Source organism: Flavobacterium sp. W20_MBD1_R3 (genome assembly GCF_052119725.1).
In the GTDB taxonomy this organism is placed as follows: domain Bacteria; phylum Bacteroidota; class Bacteroidia; order Flavobacteriales; family Flavobacteriaceae; genus Flavobacterium.
Genome location: NZ_JBGQOR010000003.1, coordinates 252,203 through 272,915 on the forward strand (window position 1 = coordinate 252,203; position 20,713 = coordinate 272,915).

Consider the following 20,713-nt stretch of genomic DNA (forward strand, 5'->3'; position numbering starts at 1 on the left):
TTAATTTGATTATGCTTGACTATCTTCTGAAGTCTGATTTGCAGTATCTGAATCCTGAACAACCTGAAACTTCGTCCTTTTGCTACCTTCGTACATTTCGTATTTTACTAAACGAGCTTCTAAACCGGCATTAAAAAGTTTGATTTTTCTCGAAGGTTTTAATCCAACATATTTCAAGGCTTCCAAGTTCGCCGTAATCATCCAAGCATTGGTTCCGGGATAATTTTTCTTTAAGGTATCCCCAATATTTTTATAGAATTCTTCCATGTGAATATCCAAACGCTCATCATAAGGCGGGTTGAAAACGACCTGTAGTTTCCCGTCCGAAATTTTTTCAGTATCAAAAAAGTTTTTTTCTTCAATAGAAATATATTCCTCAAGATTAGCGTTTTTGATATTGTCTTTGGCTTTTTGAACGGCACTTGGTGCTTTATCAAAGCCCTTTATGGTGTAATGAAACTCACGAACACGTTTCAATAAACTGTCTGAAATACTATCGAACAAGTCATTATCCCAATCGTTCCATTTTTCGAAAGCAAATTCCTTACGGTTAATATTTGCCGGAATATTACAGGCAATCATCGCTGCTTCAGCTAGAAATGTTCCGGAACCACACATTGGATCCAAGAAATCAGTTTGACCATCCCAACCTGAAAGTAGTAAAATCCCTGCTGCCAAAACCTCGTTTATAGGCGCAATATTGGTTGCGGTTCGATATCCACGTTGGTTCAATGCATTCCCTGAAGTATCCAGCGCTACTGAAACCTGGTCTTTATCGATGTGAATATTGATTCTTAGATCAGGATGTACTTTATCAATACTGGGACGTTGCCCGGTTCTTTCTCTGAACTGGTCTACAATAGCATCTTTACACTTTTGGGAAACGAATTCCGAGTGATTAAAATATTCTGAATGCACTGTGGTATCAATCACAAATGTCTGATTAGCATTCAGTAATTTAGACCAATTCATACTTGAAATGCCTTTATACAAAGCCTGCTCGTTATTAGCCTTGAAAAAATAAATAGGTTTTAGGATTTTCAAAGCGGTTCGCAACGATAAATTAGCCTTGTACATGAATCCTTTATCGCCCTTAAAACTAACCATTCGAACCCCTTGCTCTACATTTTGTGCGCCAAGATTTTGCAATTCTTTTGCTAATATTTCTTCAAAACCAAAAAAGGTTTTGGCAATCATTTTATAATTATTTTCCATTTGCCCCCTTTACCCCTCAAAGGGGAAATTGTTATCGTTATATTCGGCAAAAATACACTAAATTTGCATCAATCGAATTAATTGAAAAAGAATAAATGTCTGCAACACAAAATACACCCTCAAAAAACCAACTGAAACCCACCGAAAACTGGTATACTTCCTGGTTTGACACCCCATATTATCACATCTTGTACAAAGACCGAGACTACAAAGAAGCACAAATTTTTATCGATAATATCACTCATTATCTAAATCTTCCTGAAAATTCAAAAGTATTAGATTTAGCCTGTGGCAAAGGCAGACACTCCATTTATTTGAACCAATTAGGTTTTACAGTTCTTGGAGCAGATTTATCAGAAAACAGCATTGCCGAGGCTACTAAAAATGAGAATGAAACGCTCCAATTTCAAGTTCACGACATGCGCGAACCTTTTGAAGAAAAGTATGATGCTATTTTTAATTTATTTACAAGTTTTGGTTATTTCGAAAATGATCAAGACAATCTCATCACGCTAAAAGCTATCAAAGAAAGCCTGTCTGAATACGGATTTGCTGTAATCGACTTTATGAATATAACTCAAGTGACCCAAACACTAATTCCTCACGAAACAAAAACAGTCGAGGGAATTGATTTTCACATGAACCGCTATTTGAAAGAAGGTTACCTTTATAAAGATATCAAATTTGAAGATAAAGGTGAAAATTTCCACTTTACTGAAAAAGTAAAAGCACTTACACTCACCGATTTCGAAGAGTTAATGGAAGAAGCTGGAATTTATTTATTAGATATTTTTGGAGACTACAAATTAAAAAAATTCCATAAAACCGAAAGTGAACGTCTAATTATGATTTTTAAATAATTGTTAGGTTAATCGTTTAAAGGGTTAATCATAAGAATAAATAAACCGTGAAGCCAGATTAACGGTTAAAAAAACAAACAAATAAACGGTTAAGCAAGAATCATGAATTACCTTTTACCTTTACTTTCCGTACTTATAGGATATAGTATTGCTTTGGTTTTAAAACCAAATAACAAGACCAATCTAAAATTACTTTTGGCCTTTAGCGGTTCATTTTTGCTCTCCCTGACCGTAATGCACTTATTGCCCGAAATTTATGAACGAGCAAATCCAAACATTGGGCTTTTTATTATGTTGGGTATTTTATTCCAAATAATATTAGAATTTTTCTCAAAAGGAGCAGAACATGGACACGTACATGGCCATCATAATATGACTCAAATTCCGTGGTTGTTATTTATAAGTTTGTGTATACACGCATTTCTAGAAGGACTTCCTGTCAGTCATCATCACGATCTAGCTGTGGGAATTGCAATTCACCATTTGCCAATTGCGATTATTTTAACAACTTTCTTTATCAATTCAAGCCTAAATAAAAAAGCTATATTCTTCTTTATGGTAACTTTTGCTTTAATGACACCACTAGGCACCCTTTTATCCGATTATTTGCCAATATTAAACTTGTATTACACTGAAATAACTGCGATAGTAATTGGGATATTATTTCATATTTCATCCACCATTATTTTCGAAAGCAGCGAAGGACACAAGTTTAATATCGCCAAAGTTTCAATGATTGTGATTGGAATTGGATTAGCGTATTTTTTATAATTTTATAATTTGGGCGTGACCACAAGGGTCGGGCTATGTGTTGCAATCTTTTTATTCCGCTATCGCTACATAAAAAAGGATTTCCACTTCTATCCCTCACGCAAAAAAATATATGTACGGACAACTCGATAGTTATCCCTTCAAAAAAGAAATGAATATGGAATTCACAAAAACAACAGAACAATCATCAAAATACGAACATTTAGAAAAAATGTCAGTACAAGAATTGCTTTCTAATATCAATCAGGAAGACAAAACCGTTCCGCTTGCCGTAGAAAAAGCTTTGCCGCAAATAGAACTATTGGTGACTGAAATAGTTGCAAAAATGAAACTGGGCGGACGATTATTCTACATTGGCGCAGGAACATCAGGACGAATTGGGATTCTTGACGCATCAGAATGTCCACCAACCTTTGGCGTTCCCTTCGATTTGGTTATTGGGATAATTGCAGGTGGCGATACCGCTATTCGCAAAGCCGTAGAAAATGCCGAAGATAACCCCACACAAGCCTGGATTGACTTAAAAGCTTTCGATGTAAATCAGAATGACGTTGTAGTTGGCATTGCCGCGTCGGGAACAACGCCTTATGTCATTGGCGGTTTGCAAGCTTGCAACGAAAATAATATTACCACTGGAAGTATTTCTTGTAATGCCGGAAGTCCGCTTTCGCAAACGGCAAAGTTTCCTATTGAAGTAGTTGTAGGACCAGAATTTGTAACAGGTAGCTCGAGAATGAAAGCCGGAACAGCTCAGAAACTGGTGCTCAACATGATCTCAACCGCAACCATGATTCAACTGGGAAAAGTGAAAGGCAACAAAATGGTCGATATGCAACTCAGCAACAGCAAACTCGTGGATCGTGGCGTGAAAATGATTTTGGAAGAAATTCCCGTTTCATACGATTACGCTGCCCAATTACTCACTAAATACGGAAGTGTGCGAAACGCTATTGATAATTACAAAAAGTAACACTCGTTTTTCAACATATCGATTACCTTTGAAGAGTAAACTTTTAAACTAAAAAAATGGCAACCAACAAAGAACTTTTATCTAAAGGAATCAAATATCTGGCAGGTGCTTTGCCTTTACTGTTTATTGGGCCCATAGTCATTACAAATGCTTTTATGAATCAGCAAAATGTTTGGCACTATTTAGTTTTAGCAATAGGAATAATTGCTTGTCTTGCGGCCATGTATTTTATGTTTTTAGGTTTAAAAACAATTATGAAAAGCTTATTTAACGACTAATGGAAAACCTAATTCACGTTCAAAAAACCTTTGAAAAAATTGTCTACGTTGATAAAAAAGTAAACAATAGGGAATTTGAAGATTGCGTTTTTAAAAACTGCGATTTATCAAATAGTGATTTTTCTTATAGTACATTTATGGATTGCGAGTTCATTGATTGCAATCTGGCCATGACTAAATTATATGGAACTAGTTTAAAAGGCGTACAATTTAAAAACTGTAAATTACTTGGAATCCAATTTGAAGAATGTGATGACTTCTTGTTTACTGTCAATTTCCAAGAATGCGTTTTGGATTATTCTTCGTTTGCCAATAAAAAAATGCCAAAGACAAAATTCAATTCTTGCTCATTAAGAGAAGTTAGTTTTGTTGGTACCAATCTTACTGCTGCTGTTTTTGACAATAGTAATTTGGATGGTGCCGTTTTTAACAACACACAATTAGCGGGGACTGATTTTTCAAAAGCAACTAATTTCAAAATTGATCCCGAATTTAACCCAATGAAAAAGGCAAAATTTTCGACACAAGGAATTATTGGTCTTCTGGACAAATATGATATTAAAATACAATAATGTTTTACCCCAGATGGAAGTGAAAACCACGCAAGGCTTAAAGCTATTTTTTCTTGACAAAAAAGAGCGACCAGAGCAAGCTCCTTTTTTGGCAATAGAAAAAAAGCTTTAAGCCTTGGGAGTTGCAACGAACAGCTTGATTAGGTGCAAAAAATAAAATAAATAAAAAATGAAAAAAATAATTTTCTTACTTCCTCTACTCCTATTGTTATCCTGTTACAATAATAAGCGCAACTGCAAAGATTTTAAAACTGGAAAATTTAGTTTTGAATATGAAGTAGATGGTGTAAAAAAAACAACTCTTTTTGAGCGTAACGACAAAATTGAAATTGAAACTTTTGAAGGAAAAACAGATACTGCCTCCATTCGTTGGATCAGCGATTGCGAGTATGTGTTGCAAAAATTACATCCAAAAAACATGGCTGAAGAGAAAGCCATTGGGATGAAAATTCTAACAACATCAAAAAATTCATATACCTTTGAGTTCGGAATGGTTGGTTCCGATGCGAAACAAAGAGGAACAGTGACAAAAATTGCTGATTAAATCCTTAAACCAAACCCTTATAATTACAAAAAATGGAAGTATTTTTAAATCCTGATGCATGGATCGCATTGCTGACGTTGACATTTCTAGAAATCATTCTAGGTATTGATAATATTATTTTTATATCTATTGTTACTGGAAAATTACCGGTTGAAAAGCGCAAAAAAGCTACTCAGTTAGGTTTGTTTTTGGCAATGTTCCTGCGAATAGCCTTGTTGTTTGGGATTACACTTCTTATTGCCATGAAAGAACCTTGGTTTAGTGTAGACTGGGGTTGGTTTTCTGCCCATTTTAATGGACAAGCTATGATTTTATTTGCTGGTGGTATTTTCTTGATTTACAAAAGTACTAAGGAAATTCACGAGAAAGTAGACCACAAAGGGGAAGAAGAAAAAGATCTAAAAACTTCGGCAGCAAAATCTTTTGGAAATGTAATATTTCAGATTTTATTGATTGATCTTATTTTTTCCGTAGATAGTATTTTGACTGCTGTAGGCATGACTAACGGACTGGAAGGTGCATTGTATATTATGATTACGGCAGTAGTGATTTCTGTTGGGGTCATGATGTTGTTTGCAGTTCCAGTAGGAACTTTTGTAAACAACAATCCATCAATTCAGATTTTAGGTTTAGCATTTTTGATTCTAATTGGTTTTATGCTGATTACGGAAAGCATGCATTTATCTGAAGCTGTACTTGTGGGCCAGTCTGTGGGAGCAGTTCCAAAAGCTTATCTGTATTTTGCAATTGCCTTTTCGCTGGCTGTTGAATTTTTGAATATGAAAATGCGAAAGAAAAAATAATTATTTATAAAAAAATGCTCCAATGTGGAGCATTTTTTTTATTCTAGACTTAATATTATTTGACCATCATTATCTCGATAAAAACCGGAGCCGTTAGCATTAGTATCTCCTTTTACTTCTAATTCTTCTGGTATAATTTCCTCTGGTGCGTCATAAGGCAAAGGATCTAGCAAGTTCACTTGTTTTAATTTATCAGTGGTTAATTGATTCCCAAGTGCTTTAAATCCTTTAAGTGCAATGAAAGATTCTATGTCTACGATCATATTTTCTTTTTGAACGCCTTTTACTTTTGTAAAAACTAATTCGGCTACTGGGCGATAATCTGTAGCTACTATTTCAAGATGTGAGTTTGCATGTTCGGTAATAAAACTTTCCTCTTTATTCTCCGCTTCTACTAAGAAACGTTTAATATAATAGCGTTCTTTTTCGCCATCATAATATATGGCCGATATTGGTTTCTTTGGAACCCATTTCTCCAAAATAATCATATCCTGATCAAAATGAGTAGACAATTCCGGTGTAATTACTTTTACCTTTCCCGATTGCGAAACAACTAAAATTTTGTCATTTGGCCTAAATTCTCCCAGTAATTCTCCTCTTGCATCTACATTAAGTCGTTGTACGGTGTCATCAAACCAAACTTTTCGCGGCAATAAAGTCGAGATTCCTTTCTCCTTCAACTCAATTTTTTTAATTGGATATTTCGTAACCAAATTTCCTTTGGAACCTCGTCCTTTTATCGCTAAACTGGCAAAATCAATATCAAATTTCAGTTTTTTGATAGTTCCAATTTGACGTAATAAAATAGTAATCACTTCCGCTTCTCCATTTGGATTACATGAAAAATACAACACTTGAGACCCTGCAGTTTCATTGGTTAAATCGTATGCCTTATCTCTGGTAACTCCTGAAACATTAAATCGCTTAATGTAAGAAGGACCAGATTTTCCATCGCGGTAAATCATATTGTAAATGGTACGCTTATCACTTTTATCAAAAATAGCAATATGAATAATATCCTTACCTACAAAAGTTTTCGCATCCACCTTTGTAATAATCATTTTTCCGTTGCGTAGAAAAATAATTACATCATCAATATCAGAGCAATCCGTAACATATTCGTCTTTTTTTAAACTTGTTCCTACAAAACCTTCTTCTCTATTTACGTATAATTTTGTATTTCTCAAGACTACCTTCGTGGCTTCAATATCATCAAAAACACGAAGCTCCGTTTGGCGCTCCCTGCCTTTTCCATATTTCTCTTTCAATCGCACGAAATAGGCTATTGCAAAATCAATCAAATTTTCTAAATCATGTTTTACTTGTTCAATATCGCCTTCTAGTGACTGGATTTTATCTTGAGCCTTGTTGCTGTCAAATTTAGAAATACGCATGATTCGGATATCTAATAACCGTAGAATATCTTCTTCAGTAACAGTTCGTTTCAAGTGTTTTGTGTGAGGTTTCAACCCATCATCAACGGCTTTTATTACTGTTTCTCTGGTCGTCATTTCCTCAATATCGCGATAGATTTTGTTTTCGATAAAAATACGTTCCAAAGAAAGAAAATGCCATTGCTCCTCTAATTCACTCAACTGTATTTCGAGTTCGCTTTTCAGTAATTGAACGGTTCTGTTGGTTGAGATTTTCAACATTGCAGAAACCCCAATAAACAATGGTTTATTATCTTCAATTACACACCCTAATGGCGCCACTGAAGTTTCACATGCCGTGAATGCAAACAATGCATCAATCGTTTTATCTGGAGAAACACCCGGAAAAAGATGAATCAAGATCTCCACCTCAGCAGCAGTATTATCTTCAATTTTCTTGATTTTGATTTTCCCCTTGTCATTTGCTTTCAAAATACTGTCAATCAAAGTCGTTGTATTTGTCGAAAACGGAATCTGGGTGATTACCAAAGTGTTTTTATCCAACTGACCTATTTTGGCCCGAACACGGATGCGACCTCCACGCAATCCATCATTATAATTAGACACATCAGCAATACCTTGTGTCAAAAAATCAGGGTATAAAGTAAAAGGTTTCCCTTTTAATATTTTTATCGATGAATCAATTAATTCATTGAAATTATGAGGCAACACTTTTGTAGAAAGACCTACCGCGATACCCTCAGCACCTGATGCTAATAATAATGGGAATTTAACAGGCAGGTTATTCGGTTCTGCTCGTCTTCCGTCATAGGACATCCCCCAATCAGTGATTTTTGGTGAATATAGCACTTCTAAAGCAAATTTAGACAAGCGTGCTTCGATGTAACGAGAAGCTGCAGCACCATCACCAGTTAGGATATTTCCCCAGTTTCCCTGGCAATCAATCAATAATTCTTTTTGACCTATTTGCACCATTGCATCACCAATACTCTGATCTCCGTGAGGATGATATTGCATGGTATGCCCAACTACATTAGCCACTTTATTATAACGACCGTCATCTAATTCTTTCAAAGAGTGCATTATACGCCGTTGCACCGGTTTAAATCCATCTTCAATTGCGGGAACAGCACGTTCCAGAATCACATAAGAAGCATAATCCAGAAACCAATCCTTATACATTCCTGTAACTTTGGTAATGGTATCGTTTCCGTCTTCTTTATTATCATAAAAATTATGACCTCCTGAAGTTTTTATGTCTTCAAAACCTTCATCTCCGCTAGTAGTATCATCTTCCTGACCTTGTGGTACTAAGTTATCGTCTTCTTCGTCTTTCATTATCTTGATTCCGAAATTAATTGTATTAAATCTTCTCTGCTTGGCAGAATCATTTTGTATTTGCTAGCAAAAATTTGCTCATTATTTTCAGGTAAAGTGTATTCTACAACCAAATCACTTTTGTTTTGACACAATACAATTCCTATAGTTTTATTTTCATCTTCCAAACGCATTTCTCTGTCATAATAATTGACATACATTTGCATTTGTCCTAAATCCTGGTGTTTTAATTTTCCTGTTTTCAAGTCTATCAGCACAAAACATTTAAGAATTCGGTTATAGAAAACCAAATCGATTCGGAAATGTTTATCGTCAAAAGTAATTCTGTTTTGTCTTGCAACAAAAGTAAAACCGTGGCCCAATTCTAGTAAAAAATGCTCCAGTTTATTGATAATTTCCTCCTCTAATTCCGATTCCGCATACTGGTGTAATTCTGGCAAACCTAAAAATTCTAATATAAAAGGATCTTTAATAAGGTCCTTGGGTTTTTCAATAATCTGACCTTGTTCCGAAAGTTTCAAAACTCCTGCGGGATCTCTGCTTAAAGCCAATCGTGTATAAAGAGCCGAATCATATTGTCGTTTTAATTCTCGAACACTCCAGTTGTATTTCTCAGATTCTATTTCGTAGAAACGCCTTTCATTAAATATATTATATTGAATGGTAATCAATTCTAATTTTATTCTACAAAGAGTATTTTTCATTACAAACATGCTCTTGCTTTGTAACCTCAAATCCATTTTTATCCAATTCTCTTTTCAGAATTGTATCGCATTCTAAATGATCATTACTAATTTTAATAAAAGAGATCGTTGAAAAACTAACCACAAATAGTAAAGCGATAAAAAACAGTATTTTTATTGTACTCATTTTATAACTTTTTTAAACTTTCTCAATTACATCTAATTCCACCTTCAAATTCTTGATGATAAATTCCTGTCGGTCCGGCGTATTTTTACCCATATAAAAAGATAATAATTGTTCAATCGAAGTGTTTTTATCCATCATAATTGGTTCTAAACGGATGCTTTCGCCAATGAAATTTTTGAACTCATCTGGTGAAATCTCACCTAATCCCTTAAATCGAGTAATTTCCGGTTTCGGTTTTAATTTTTCTATCGCTATTTTTCGTTCGTCATCAGAATAGCAATATATTGTTTCTTTCTTGTTTCGAACCCTGAAAAGTGGTGTTTGCAAAATATATAGATGTCCTTCTTTGATCAATTCCGGAAAAAACTGCAGAAAAAAAGTAATCAATAACAAGCGAATATGCATTCCATCAACATCGGCATCAGTAGCAATTACGATATTATTATAACGCAATTTATCTAAACCGTCTTCAATGTCAAGTGCCGATTGCAGCAAATTGAACTCTTCATTTTCATACACAATTTTTTTACTCATTCCATAGGAATTCAAAGGCTTCCCTCGCAAACTAAAAACGGCTTGCGTATTTACATTGCGTGATTTAGTGATAGATCCCGAAGCTGAATCTCCCTCAGTGATAAAAAGCGTACTTTCTAGATTTTTAGGGTTTTTAGTATCCGGAAGGTGCGCCCGGCAATCTCTTAATTTCTTATTGTGCAGGTTTGCTTTTTTGGCCCGATCTGTCGCTAATTTTCGTATCCCTGATAATTCTTTGCGCTCTCTTTCGGCTTGAAGAATTTTTCGCAGCAATGCTTCAGCCGTTGGTGGATGTTTATGCAAGTAATTGTCTAATTTGGTTTTCACAAAATCATTGACAAAAGTGCGCACCGATGGCATTCCTGGCTCAGATCCCATATCAGTTGAACCCAATTTAGTTTTAGTTTGCGACTCAAAAACTGGTTCCATTACTTTGATACTAATTGCCGTAACGATTGATTTTCGGACATCCGAGGCTTCAAAACTCTTGTTATAAAATTCCCTGATCGTCTTAACGATAGCTTCCCTGTAGGCAGCTAAATGTGTTCCACCTTGTGTAGTGTTTTGTCCGTTTACAAACGAATGGTATTCTTCGCTGTATTGAGTTTTACTGTGTGTCAAAGCAATTTCGATATCCTCCCCTTTCAAATGAATGATGGGATATTCTAAATCCTCTATATGAATAGTTTCTTCTAATAAATCCTTTAGACCATTCTCTGAAAAATATTTTTCACCGTTGAATAGGATTGTCAAACCATTGTTTAAGTAACAATAATTTTTGAGCATTTTGATAACATACTCATAGCGGTATTTGTAATTTTTAAAAATGGCTTCGTCCGGAATAAAGGTAACCTTAGTCCCTTTTCTTTTAGTGGTTTCGATAATATCTTCATCGAGCACCAGATTTCCTGCAGAGAATTCGGCTGCTTTTTGTTTTTCATCCCGAACGGATTCTACTCTAAAATAGTTCGACAACGCATTAACTGCCTTTGTACCTACTCCGTTTAGACCAACAGATTTCTTGAAGGCCAAAGAATCATATTTCCCGCCAGTATTCATTTTTGAAACCACATCAATCACTTTTCCTAACGGAATTCCACGTCCATAATCCCTGACAGTGACCGTTTTATCTTTGATAGTGACTTCGATAGTTTTTCCTGCACCCATGACAAATTCATCGATACAGTTATCGAGTACTTCTTTTAGCAGAATATAAATACCATCATCTGAAGAGGAACCGTCTCCCAATTTCCCGATGTACATTCCGGGACGCATGCGAATATGTTCTTTCCAGTCGAGTGACCGAATATTATCTTCGGTATATTGATTTTGATCGGACATTGTAGGTTTTGTGGATTTGGTGCTAATGTAATGCAATTCGATAAAATTTAAAACAGGAAGCACTCAAAGTTATCAAAAATGATATTGACAATCAATTTCTAATTTGGGATTTACGATTTTAAATTGCCAATTTCAAATTGTAGTTGCTATTACCATTAAAATTTAAAATTTTTAATAGTTTCTTTCAACTGATTATCCAACTCAGCATTAGAAATCTTATTATTTATCTCATCAAAATTAGCTTCAAAACTTGGCAATGAAAAAGTTGCTTTTACATTTCCTCCATAAAAAGGAAAAGCATTATTTGCGATTCCTAAAACGTTTGATCCCCCTTTAGCTCCTGTCGATGTGGCCATCAATAACATAGGTTTTTCTTGAAAAACCTTCCCATTTATTCTGGTACACCAGTCAAAAATATTCTTGAAGGCTGCAGAAAAATTTCCATTGTGTTCCGCCATGGAAACTACTAAAATATCGGCAGTGGCAATTTTAGCCAAAAATGCTTTTGCCAACTCGTGCTGACCAATTGTGACCTCGATATCTACCGTAAAAAGCGGCATTTGGAAATCGTTTAAATCCAACACCTCAACTTCAGCATTGTCAAAAAGGCTTGCGGCGTAAATCGCTAATTTTTTGTTGATTGAATTTTTACTAGGGCTTGCGCCAAAAGCGATTATTTTCATGATACTTGTTTTTTTTTAAAAGTACTAAAAATTGGCTCTGTTACAAAATAATTATCCACTGATTCACAGATTTAAAAAATGAAACTGAAATTATCAAAGTTGATATTAACTGAAATCGATTTTAACTCAGATTCTAGTGGAAAGTATTTTGCCAATTAGTCTTACTTTTTTATTGCCTCTGTTACAAAATAATTAGCCACTGATTCACAGATTTAAAAAATGATGATAAAATCATGACTATCCGTTACTAATACCATTGCGTTTTATTTTTATTGGAGTTCAGTGAACTTCGTTTGAAGTGGAAAGCTGGATTGGGTACAAAAAAAGTCGAAAGCTATTACTAACTTTCGACTTTATGACTTTGGACATTATGACTTATTTACACGTTGAATCTAAAATGCATCACATCACCATCTTTTACGATATATTCTTTACCTTCAACTTTGAATTTTCCTGCTTCTTTGCATTTTGCCTCTGAACCGTAATGAACAAAATCCTCGTAAGCAATAACTTCGGCACGGATAAATCCTTTTTCAAAATCAGTGTGAATTACTCCTGCAGCTTGCGGCGCAGTTGAACCAACATCGATAGTCCAAGCACGAACTTCCTTGACACCTGCGGTAAAATAAGTTTGTTGCTTCAATAATTTATAGGCTGCACGTATCAAGACTGAGGCTCCAGGTTCGCTTAAACCCATATCTTCTAGAAAAACTTGACGCTCTTCATAGCTTTCTAATTCAGTTATATCGGCTTCGGCTCCTACAGAAAGAATGATCACTTCAGCATCTTCATCTTTGACCAATTCTCGAACTTGATCTACGTATTTATTTCCGTTTACTGCTGAGTTTTCATCAACATTACACACGTATAAAACGGGTTTAGCCGTGATTAACTGAAAACTTTCCATCAAAACCTCTTCGTCATTGTTTTGAGGAACAACTATTCGAGCTGATTTTGCCTGAAGCAATGTTTCTCTGATTCGGTCTAAAAGTGCTTTTTCAGTTTGTGCTTCTTTGTTACCTGTTTTAGCGGCACGATTTACTTTTTCTAAACGTTTTTCGACATTCTCTAAATCTTTTAACTGCAACTCGATATCAATGGTTTCTTTGTCGCGAATTGGGTTTACATTTCCGTCAACGTGAACAATGTTATCATTATCAAAACAACGTAAAACGTGAATAATTGCATTACACTCTCTAATATTTCCTAAGAATTGATTTCCTAAACCCTCGCCTTTACTGGCTCCTTTTACTAATCCTGCAATATCAACAATATCTACAGTTGCCATTTGGACGCGTTCTGGCTTTACTAATTCTTCCAGTTTTTCCATTCGGGAATCCGGCACATTTACAACACCTATATTGGGTTCGATGGTACAAAAAGGAAAGTTAGCACTTTGCGCTTTTGCATTGGATAAACAATTGAATAATGTTGATTTTCCAACATTCGGTAATCCTACAATTCCTGCTTTCATGTGTAGATAATATTTATTTTTAATGGAATATGGTATCGAAATCGTACTGTTATTTAAACAAATTTCACAACGACTTCATCGTATTTTTTTTTTTGCGAATAACAGGCTGGCCTCAAAATAAAGCATCTGTGCTAAAAGTTTGCAAAGATAAGATTTTATAAATGTTTAGATGATATAATTAAAACATTAATTGTGACTATAAAATTGCAATAATTTAAATTATTAGTAATTTTTTATGAAAACATAACTACACGCTAATTTTTTGTTAAAAAAAATTTATATTGCGCCCGATTTTAAAACAAACCAAAAACTAAACTCAACTTATTATGAAAAAGATTGCATTATTATTCTTTTTGTTAAATGTCTCGCTACTTTTTGCGCAAAAAGAAGTCTCGGGCATCGTTAAAGACGACACTGGCAACAGCTTGCCAGGTGTTAACATTATTGAAAAAGGGACCCAAAATGGAGTTTCTACTGACATGGATGGCGCTTACAAGATAAAAGTTAAAGAAGGAGCAACTTTAGTTTTTAGCTATGTAGGTTTTGCCAAATTAGAGAAAGCAGTTACCAGTGCTGTTCTAAATGTTGTCCTGTCAGAAGAAGGAGGACAAAATCTAAATGAAGTTGTAGTTACAGGAACCAGAACAGCGCCAAGAAGTAATACCACATCAGCGCTGCCTATTGATGTAATTTCTGCAAAAGATTTAGCCTCAACCGGACAAGCTTCTTTTGACAAAGCATTACAGTACAAAATTCCATCGTTCAACACGGTTCAAACTCCGGTAAACGATGCAACTTCATTACTAGATCCTTATGAAATCAGAAATATGGGACCGAGTAGAACTTTAATCCTTATCAACGGGAAACGTAAAAACATGAGTTCTTTGTTGTATACCCAAACGTCGCCGGGACGTGGTGAAACAGGTGCAGATATTTCAGCAATTCCTACTGACGCTATCGAAAGAGTGGAAATACTTCGTGATGGTGCATCAGCACAATACGGATCAGATGCGATTGCAGGAGTTATGAATATTATATTAAAAAAGAATACTAATTATGGATCTGTAACACTTAGAAGTGGAGTTACTTCAGAGGGTGATGGCGAAATGTTAGGCGTAAGTTTAAACAACGGATCTACCGTAGGTGAAAGAGGTTTTGTCAATTATACCGTAGATTTTTCTAAAGTGAACTTGGCGAACAGACCCGGTAAAGTTGATGCAGCTGCTGAAGCAGATAGTAATACAGGTTTTGGAGCTCCTTTAGCAGACGTACAAGCTTTTCTTGCAAAATATCCTGATGCTGGAAATATTAATGGTTCCCCAGAAACTGCCGCTGCAAAATTCTTAGTGAATGGTGGAGTTAATTATACAGAAAATACGCAATTATATTACAATGCCGCTTATGTGTACAAGAAAGTAAACTCATTTGCTAACTACAGAACACCATATTGGAGAACATTAGATGAATTTCCTTATTTATTAGATCTATTTGGAGATGGTGCAAATGCAAGTTCTTACGTAGGATATGTTCCTACTTTTACTGGAGATTTAAATGACTACAACGCAACAGTTGGTTATAAATCAACAAAAAATGACTGGAATACAGATGCTAGTATTACAACAGGTGGTAACAAACAAAGCTATACGGTTAGTAATTCTCACAATAGGTCAGATTTTGATGGAAATCCAGCAACATATGATTTTGTTTACGGTGGTTCAAGCCCAATTTCGTTCAGACCAGGAGGAACCTCATTCAACCACATCGTTGGTAATTTAGACATCTCTAAAGTGGTTTCTGATAAAATCAGCATTGGTTTTGGATCTGAATTTAGAACAGAAAATTTTGAGATTATTGCTGGAGATGAAGCGTCTTATTTTGGTGTTGGTGCAGATTCATTTCAAGGAAATACTCCTGAGAATTCAGGAAAATTTAATCGGTACAATTTAGGTGGCTATTTTGATGTTGCGTATGATGTAACTAAAGATTTCTTAGTTAACGGTACAGTACGTTACGAAGATTACAGTGATTTTGGCGGAGCAACCGTATGGAAATTAAGCTCAAGATATAAATTTCTAGATGACAAAATCACCTTAAGAGGTTCTCTTTCAACTGGTTTCAGAGCGCCATCATTGCACCAAATTTATACTCAAAAATCGCAATCCTCTTTCCAAGCGGGTGGTGCAATTGTGGTAACGGGATTAATAAACAATGTTTCATCTGCAGCAAGACAAAACGGAATACCAAAATTAGATGCAGAAAAATCGAAGAACTTAACATTAGGTTTTGGATTAAAACCTTCTAAAGACTTCACTTTTACTTTAGATTACTACAATATCAAAGTAAAAGACAGAGTATTGCTAAGTAATGAAATTGCATTTGAACTAGATCAAAATGGAGAACCTACAAACCAACAAAGTTTCTTTGTAAATGGTATGGATACTAAAACTTCTGGAGTGGATGTTGTTGCCAGTTACAGAAATATTTTGTTAGGATCAGGAAAATTAGCGCTTAATTTCTCTGGAAATTACACCTTTGAAAACGAAAGAGACGGAGCGGTAAAAGATCCTCAAAGCGTTAAAGACTTATCCGGAGCTTTAGCTAATCAAACTATCATTGATGCTACTCAGGAAGCATTACTTTTTACCTCAAGACCAAAATTTAAATACATTGTAGGTGGGGATTATGAAATTGGGAAATTTGGTTTTTCTTTGAATAATACTGTTTTTGGACCTACAAAATTCAAAAACGCAGGTATGAGCGATGATTTAAGAGTCGAATTTTTAACAAAAGTTGTCACTGACTTGGGCGTTACCTTTTCTGCAACAGAAAAATTAACAGTAGCGTTAAACGTAAATAATTTATTAAATGTTTTACCTGAGTGGGAATTTAAAGCTGAAAATGCAGCCGGAACCGCACTTATTAATAATGCTGTTGGTATCAAAGAACAATCGGACTTGATCACCTTCAATCAACGTTATTCTCAAATGACGTATGATGGTTACCACTTTAGCCAATTAGGAACGATGTTTAATTTATCATTGAACTATAAATTTTAATTCGGTTACTGAATAATTTAAAAAGGGTTGTCTTTCGACAGCCCTTTTTTTATTTCATTTATTCTCCAAAAAATTAAACACTCGCAATACAGCTATCATTGACAAAAAAAATCCTGAGCATTACACTCAGGATTATTGATTTGATTTAATACTAAATTCTATTTTATTCGTTGTGTAAAAATGCTTGTCTGCTCAGTAATGTTTCTTCACTTTCCACATGATTATCATCTGGAATACAACAATCTACAGGACACACAGCCGCACATTGTGGCTCATCATGAAAGCCTTTACACTCCGTACATTTTCCCGGTACAATATAGTACACTTCGTCAGAAATTGGAGTTTGAGCCTCATCAGAATCTACTTCGGAACCATCCGGTAAAATTACTTTTCCTTTCAGTTTTGTTCCATCCTTGTATCTCCAATCGTCTGCTCCTTCATATATTGCTGTATTTGGGCACTCGGGTTCACAAGCGCCACAATTGATACATTCATCTGTTATAATAATTGCCATCTTTTATAGTTTTAAAGCCATAATCTCGATAGTCGGTTGCCAAATATTCTTTTGACATTAGGACTTTTGACTTTCGATATAATAATGCTTATTTTTGTGCAAAATTACAATCAAAACTATTCATAAGCAAACATTATGACATTAGAAACAAAAAAAAGTGTTTTTGTTGAATTAGGCAAATTTTTAAGTCAGTTTTCCGAAAATAACACATCAAAAAATCCAGCAGTTTTGAACAACGACACGTTTTTTGATGCTTTTATTGACTTGATTCAATTATCGCAATCACACAACGGCTGGTATACTCCCGAAAATGTTTATTTCTCCATGCGTTCATGGGCCGAAGCATTAACAGCAGAAAACCTCAATGAATGGCTTTCTCCTTATGACATTCCAATTCAAGAGCCTAAAAAAGTCGCTTTAATTCTTGCAGGAAATATACCATTAGTTGGTTTTCACGATTTCCTTTCGGTTTTGATTACCGGAAATAGTGTAATGGTAAAAACATCCTCAAACGATCAGCATTTATTACCTTTTTTAGCAAAATACATCATTGCTGTAGAGCCAGAATTAACTCAAAATATTACTTTCGTAGCGGGAAAATTAGAGAATTTTGATGCCGTTATAGCCACGGGAAGTAACAATACAGCCCGGTATTTTGAATATTATTTTAAGGACAAACCCTCTATTATTAGAAAAAGCAGGAATTCAGTAGCGGTTTTGACTGGAAATGAATCCAAAGAACAGCTTACCGCTTTGGGTGAAGATATTTTTCGCTACTTTGGATTGGGTTGCCGCAATGTTTCTAAACTTTTTGTTCCAAAAGGTTATTCGTTTGTTCCGTTTTTTGAAGCTATATTTGTGTACCAAGACGTCATTCATTACGAAAAATACGCCAACAATTACGATTACAACAAAGCCGTTTTCCTGATGAGTAATTTCAAATTATTGGATAACGGATTTTTAACTTTAAAAGAAGATCAAAGTCATGCTTCGCCTATTTCAAGTGTTTTTTATGAGTTTTATGAAGACATAAATGACTTAAAGACAAGATTACAATCAGAAAGTGATCAAATACAATGTGTTGTAGCTGATAGCACGATTGAGAATAATGTCCATTTTGGACAAACTCAAAATCCTCTATTATGGAATTATGCAGATAACACTGATACTATTTCGTTTTTGTTAACAATATAGCTGAAAAAAGTTCAATTATTCCGAATTAATTAACGCTTTTTAAACTCCTATTGTCGAAATTTGCACTTTAATTTTTTGGATACAAACTACACCATGAAAAAACACAACTACAGCGCAGGACCTTGTATTTTACCGCAAGAAGTTTTTGAAAAATCAGCACAAGCCATTTTAAATTTTAACGATTCCGGGTTATCACTTTTAGAAATTTCGCACAGGAGCAAGGATTTTGTTGCCGTTATGGATGAAGCAAGAGCTATTGTTATTGAACTTTTAGGCCTCGAAGGCAAAGGGTATAAAGCTTTATTTCTTTCAGGCGGAGCAAGTCTAGAATTTGTTATGGCACCTTATAACTTGATGAAAGAAGGTGGAAAAGCAGCTTATCTTGATTCTGGAACTTGGGCAGCAGCAGCTATAAAAGAAGCCAAACTTTTTGGTGAAACCGTAGTAGTTGCCTCTTCAAAAGAAGAAAACTACAATCACATACCAAAAGGATATACAATACCTGCAGATGCTGATTATTTTCACTGCACAAGCAACAACACGATCTTTGGGACACAAATGAAGGAATTTCCATCAGTGGATATGCCAATTGTATGTGATATGAGTTCAGATATATTTTCAAGAGAATTAGATTTTTCTAAATTTGATTTGATTTATGCAGGCGCACAAAAAAATATGGGCCCAGCTGGAACTACGCTGATTGTTGTAAAAGAAGAAATTTTAGGTAAAAATGGTAGAATAATCCCAAGTATGTTGGATTACGCCAAACATATCAAAGCAGAAAGTATGTACAATACGCCACCTGTTTTTCCTGTTTACGCGTCTTTATTGACTTTACAATGGTTGAAAAACCTGGGTGGAATTGCTGCTATTGAAAAAATAAACAATGCTAAAGCAGCATTAATTTATGGAGAAATTGATAGAAATCCGTTATTTAAAGGAGCTGCAGCAACTGAAGATCGTTCGACTATGAACGCTACTTTCTTATTGAATGATGAAGCACATGCAGCAACATTTGATGCAATGTGGAAAGCAGCAGGAATTTCAGGTTTGCCTGGACACCGTTCAGTAGGCGGTTACAGAGCTTCTATGTACAATGCGCTTCCTTTAGAAAGTGTTCAGGTATTGGTTGATGTAATGAAAGAATTGGAAGCTAAAGTTTAGATTTTAGTTTAACAAAAAAATACAAATTGAATTCTGAATCCCTAGCCCTGATTGAAGTGAAAATCCTTTTATGTTTTTTATTTAAAAACATAAAAGATTGCAATGGAAAGCGGGAAATAGCTCCAGAAAAATAAAATATTAAATAAATATGAGGATGATTTTTTTATTCCTCGCAATGATATAAAAAATGAAAGTATTAGCCAATGACGGAATTTCTAAAAGTGGAATTCTAGCTTTAGAAAAAGGTGGATTTGAAGTTATAACTACAAAAGTAGCACAAGAACAAGTAGCTAATTTTGTTAATGAAAATAATATTAGTGTAGTTTTAGTGCGAAGTGCGACTAAAGTTCGTAAAGACATTATTGATGCATGCCCAGGATTGAAAATAATAGGTCGTGGCGGTGTAGGAATGGATAATATTGATGTAGATTATGCCAAAAGTAAAGGAATTCATGTAATCAATACTCCAGCCTCATCATCAGAATCAGTGGCGGAATTAGTTTTTGCACATTTATTTTCTGGCGTTCGTTTCTTGCATGATTCTAATAGAAATATGCCACTTGAAGGCGATACCAACTTTGATGGCTTGAAAAAAGCATACGCAAACGGAATCGAATTAAGAGGTAAAACACTTGGAATAGTTGGTATTGGCCGTATTGGTCAGGCTACTGCTAAAATGGCGTTAGGATTGGGTATGAAAGTTATTGCTGCCGATAGTTTTATCCCACAGGTAGATGTGAAAGTAGCATTTTTTGACGGGCAATCCATCACAACGACAATCGTTTCACAATCATTAGAATCTTTGTTCAAAGAAGCTGATTTCATTACATTACACGTTCCTGCTCAAGACGGTTATATCATTGACGAGGCTGCATTAGCAATAATGAAAGATGGTGTGGGGATTGTAAACTGCGCTCGTGGTGGAGTTATTGACGAAGTTGCATTAGTGAAAGCATTAGACAGCGGAAAAGTATTATTTGCTGGATTAGATGTTTTTGAAAACGAACCCACTCCTGAAATGACTATTTTAATGAATCATAAAATATCGTTGACTCCTCACATTGGAGCTGCAACTGGAGAAGCACAGGACAGAATTGGTACTGAATTAGCATCGCAAATTATTAGTTTGTTAGGCTAG

19 protein-coding genes are annotated in these 20,713 nt (G+C 35.0%); 11 read left to right on the plus strand and 8 right to left on the minus strand.

Annotated elements, in window-relative coordinates; all coding sequences use genetic code 11:
- Nucleotides 1-9: 9 nt before the first annotated feature.
- A complete protein-coding gene (locus ACEN2F_RS07055; RefSeq protein WP_441737385.1) occupies nt 10-1,215 on the minus strand; it encodes a THUMP domain-containing class I SAM-dependent RNA methyltransferase in 1,206 nt (401 codons plus the stop codon).
- Between the two features lie 95 nt (nt 1,216-1,310).
- On the opposite strand from ACEN2F_RS07055, the gene ACEN2F_RS07060 reads away from it, so the two are divergent.
- From ACEN2F_RS07060 to ACEN2F_RS07090, 7 genes are all read left to right on the plus strand, one after another.
- Nucleotides 1,311-2,075 carry a class I SAM-dependent DNA methyltransferase gene (locus ACEN2F_RS07060; RefSeq protein ID WP_441737387.1) on the plus strand — a complete coding sequence of 255 codons (765 nt, stop codon included), beginning with the start codon at nt 1,311-1,313 and terminating at the stop codon, nt 2,073-2,075.
- A gap of 102 nt (nt 2,076-2,177) precedes the next feature.
- Nucleotides 2,178-2,846: a ZIP family metal transporter gene (locus ACEN2F_RS07065; protein ID WP_441737389.1), complete on the plus strand. Its 669-nt coding sequence runs from the start codon at nt 2,178-2,180 to the stop codon at nt 2,844-2,846.
- 157 nt (nt 2,847-3,003) lie between these two features.
- The gene (gene murQ / locus ACEN2F_RS07070; protein ID WP_441737546.1) at nt 3,004-3,816 is read left to right on the plus strand and encodes an N-acetylmuramic acid 6-phosphate etherase; all 813 of its coding nucleotides are present in this window, start codon (nt 3,004-3,006) and stop codon (nt 3,814-3,816) included.
- Between the two features lie 56 nt (nt 3,817-3,872).
- The gene (locus ACEN2F_RS07075; RefSeq protein WP_441737391.1) at nt 3,873-4,094 is read left to right on the plus strand and encodes a DUF6095 family protein; all 222 of its coding nucleotides are present in this window, start codon (nt 3,873-3,875) and stop codon (nt 4,092-4,094) included.
- Nucleotides 4,094-4,666, plus strand: a complete 573-nt coding sequence (locus ACEN2F_RS07080) for a pentapeptide repeat-containing protein (protein ID WP_441737393.1) — start codon at nt 4,094-4,096, stop codon at nt 4,664-4,666. The genes ACEN2F_RS07075 and ACEN2F_RS07080 overlap by 1 nt, the downstream gene beginning before the upstream one ends.
- Before the next feature lie 169 nt (nt 4,667-4,835).
- Nucleotides 4,836-5,210, plus strand: a complete 375-nt coding sequence (locus ACEN2F_RS07085) for a DNA topoisomerase IV (protein WP_441737395.1) — start codon at nt 4,836-4,838, stop codon at nt 5,208-5,210.
- A 32-nt stretch (nt 5,211-5,242) separates the two neighbouring features.
- Entirely contained in the window at nt 5,243-6,013 is a 771-nt protein-coding gene (locus tag ACEN2F_RS07090) for a TerC family protein (RefSeq protein ID WP_441737397.1), read from the plus strand.
- Nucleotides 6,014-6,051: 38 nt separating this feature from the next.
- On the opposite strand, the gene ACEN2F_RS07095 is transcribed toward ACEN2F_RS07090, so the two are convergent.
- From ACEN2F_RS07095 to ychF, 6 genes are all read right to left on the minus strand, one after another.
- The gene (locus ACEN2F_RS07095; RefSeq protein WP_441737399.1) at nt 6,052-8,745 is read right to left on the minus strand and encodes a DNA gyrase/topoisomerase IV subunit A; all 2,694 of its coding nucleotides are present in this window, start codon (nt 8,743-8,745) and stop codon (nt 6,052-6,054) included.
- Nucleotides 8,745-9,449: a PDDEXK nuclease domain-containing protein gene (locus ACEN2F_RS07100; RefSeq protein WP_441737401.1), complete on the minus strand. Its 705-nt coding sequence runs from the start codon at nt 9,447-9,449 to the stop codon at nt 8,745-8,747. Before ACEN2F_RS07100 ends, ACEN2F_RS07095 begins: the two co-directional genes overlap by 1 nt.
- Nucleotides 9,430-9,615, minus strand: coding sequence for a hypothetical protein (locus tag ACEN2F_RS07105; RefSeq protein ID WP_441737402.1), 186 nt, complete (start codon nt 9,613-9,615; stop codon nt 9,430-9,432). Before ACEN2F_RS07105 ends, ACEN2F_RS07100 begins: the two co-directional genes overlap by 20 nt.
- A gap of 12 nt (nt 9,616-9,627) precedes the next feature.
- Complete coding sequence (locus tag ACEN2F_RS07110) at nt 9,628-11,490, minus strand: DNA topoisomerase IV subunit B (protein WP_441737404.1); 1,863 nt, start codon at nt 11,488-11,490, stop codon at nt 9,628-9,630.
- Between the two features lie 155 nt (nt 11,491-11,645).
- Nucleotides 11,646-12,173 (minus strand): NADPH-dependent FMN reductase, encoded by a 528-nt coding sequence (locus tag ACEN2F_RS07115; RefSeq protein WP_441737406.1) that lies wholly within the window; start codon nt 12,171-12,173, stop codon nt 11,646-11,648.
- A gap of 379 nt (nt 12,174-12,552) precedes the next feature.
- A complete protein-coding gene (ychF, locus tag ACEN2F_RS07120; protein ID WP_441737408.1) occupies nt 12,553-13,647 on the minus strand; it encodes a redox-regulated ATPase YchF in 1,095 nt (364 codons plus the stop codon).
- 326 nt (nt 13,648-13,973) lie between these two features.
- Between ychF and ACEN2F_RS07125 the strand changes: the two genes are divergently transcribed.
- Nucleotides 13,974-16,703, plus strand: coding sequence for a TonB-dependent receptor (locus ACEN2F_RS07125; RefSeq protein WP_441737410.1), 2,730 nt, complete (start codon nt 13,974-13,976; stop codon nt 16,701-16,703).
- 163 nt (nt 16,704-16,866) lie between these two features.
- Here the strand turns inward: ACEN2F_RS07125 and ACEN2F_RS07130 are convergent, their stop codons facing one another.
- Entirely contained in the window at nt 16,867-17,217 is a 351-nt protein-coding gene (locus ACEN2F_RS07130) for a 4Fe-4S dicluster domain-containing protein (RefSeq protein WP_441737412.1), read from the minus strand.
- Nucleotides 17,218-17,352: 135 nt separating this feature from the next.
- On the opposite strand from ACEN2F_RS07130, the gene ACEN2F_RS07135 reads away from it, so the two are divergent.
- The 3 genes from ACEN2F_RS07135 (at nt 17,353) to ACEN2F_RS07145 (ending at nt 20,713) form a co-directional block, all read left to right on the plus strand.
- Complete coding sequence (locus tag ACEN2F_RS07135; protein WP_441737414.1) at nt 17,353-18,411, plus strand: acyl-CoA reductase; 1,059 nt, start codon at nt 17,353-17,355, stop codon at nt 18,409-18,411.
- A 93-nt stretch (nt 18,412-18,504) separates the two neighbouring features.
- Complete coding sequence (serC, locus tag ACEN2F_RS07140; protein WP_441737416.1) at nt 18,505-19,575, plus strand: 3-phosphoserine/phosphohydroxythreonine transaminase; 1,071 nt, start codon at nt 18,505-18,507, stop codon at nt 19,573-19,575.
- A 187-nt stretch (nt 19,576-19,762) separates the two neighbouring features.
- Nucleotides 19,763-20,713 carry a D-2-hydroxyacid dehydrogenase gene (locus ACEN2F_RS07145; protein ID WP_441737418.1) on the plus strand — a complete coding sequence of 317 codons (951 nt, stop codon included), beginning with the start codon at nt 19,763-19,765 and terminating at the stop codon, nt 20,711-20,713.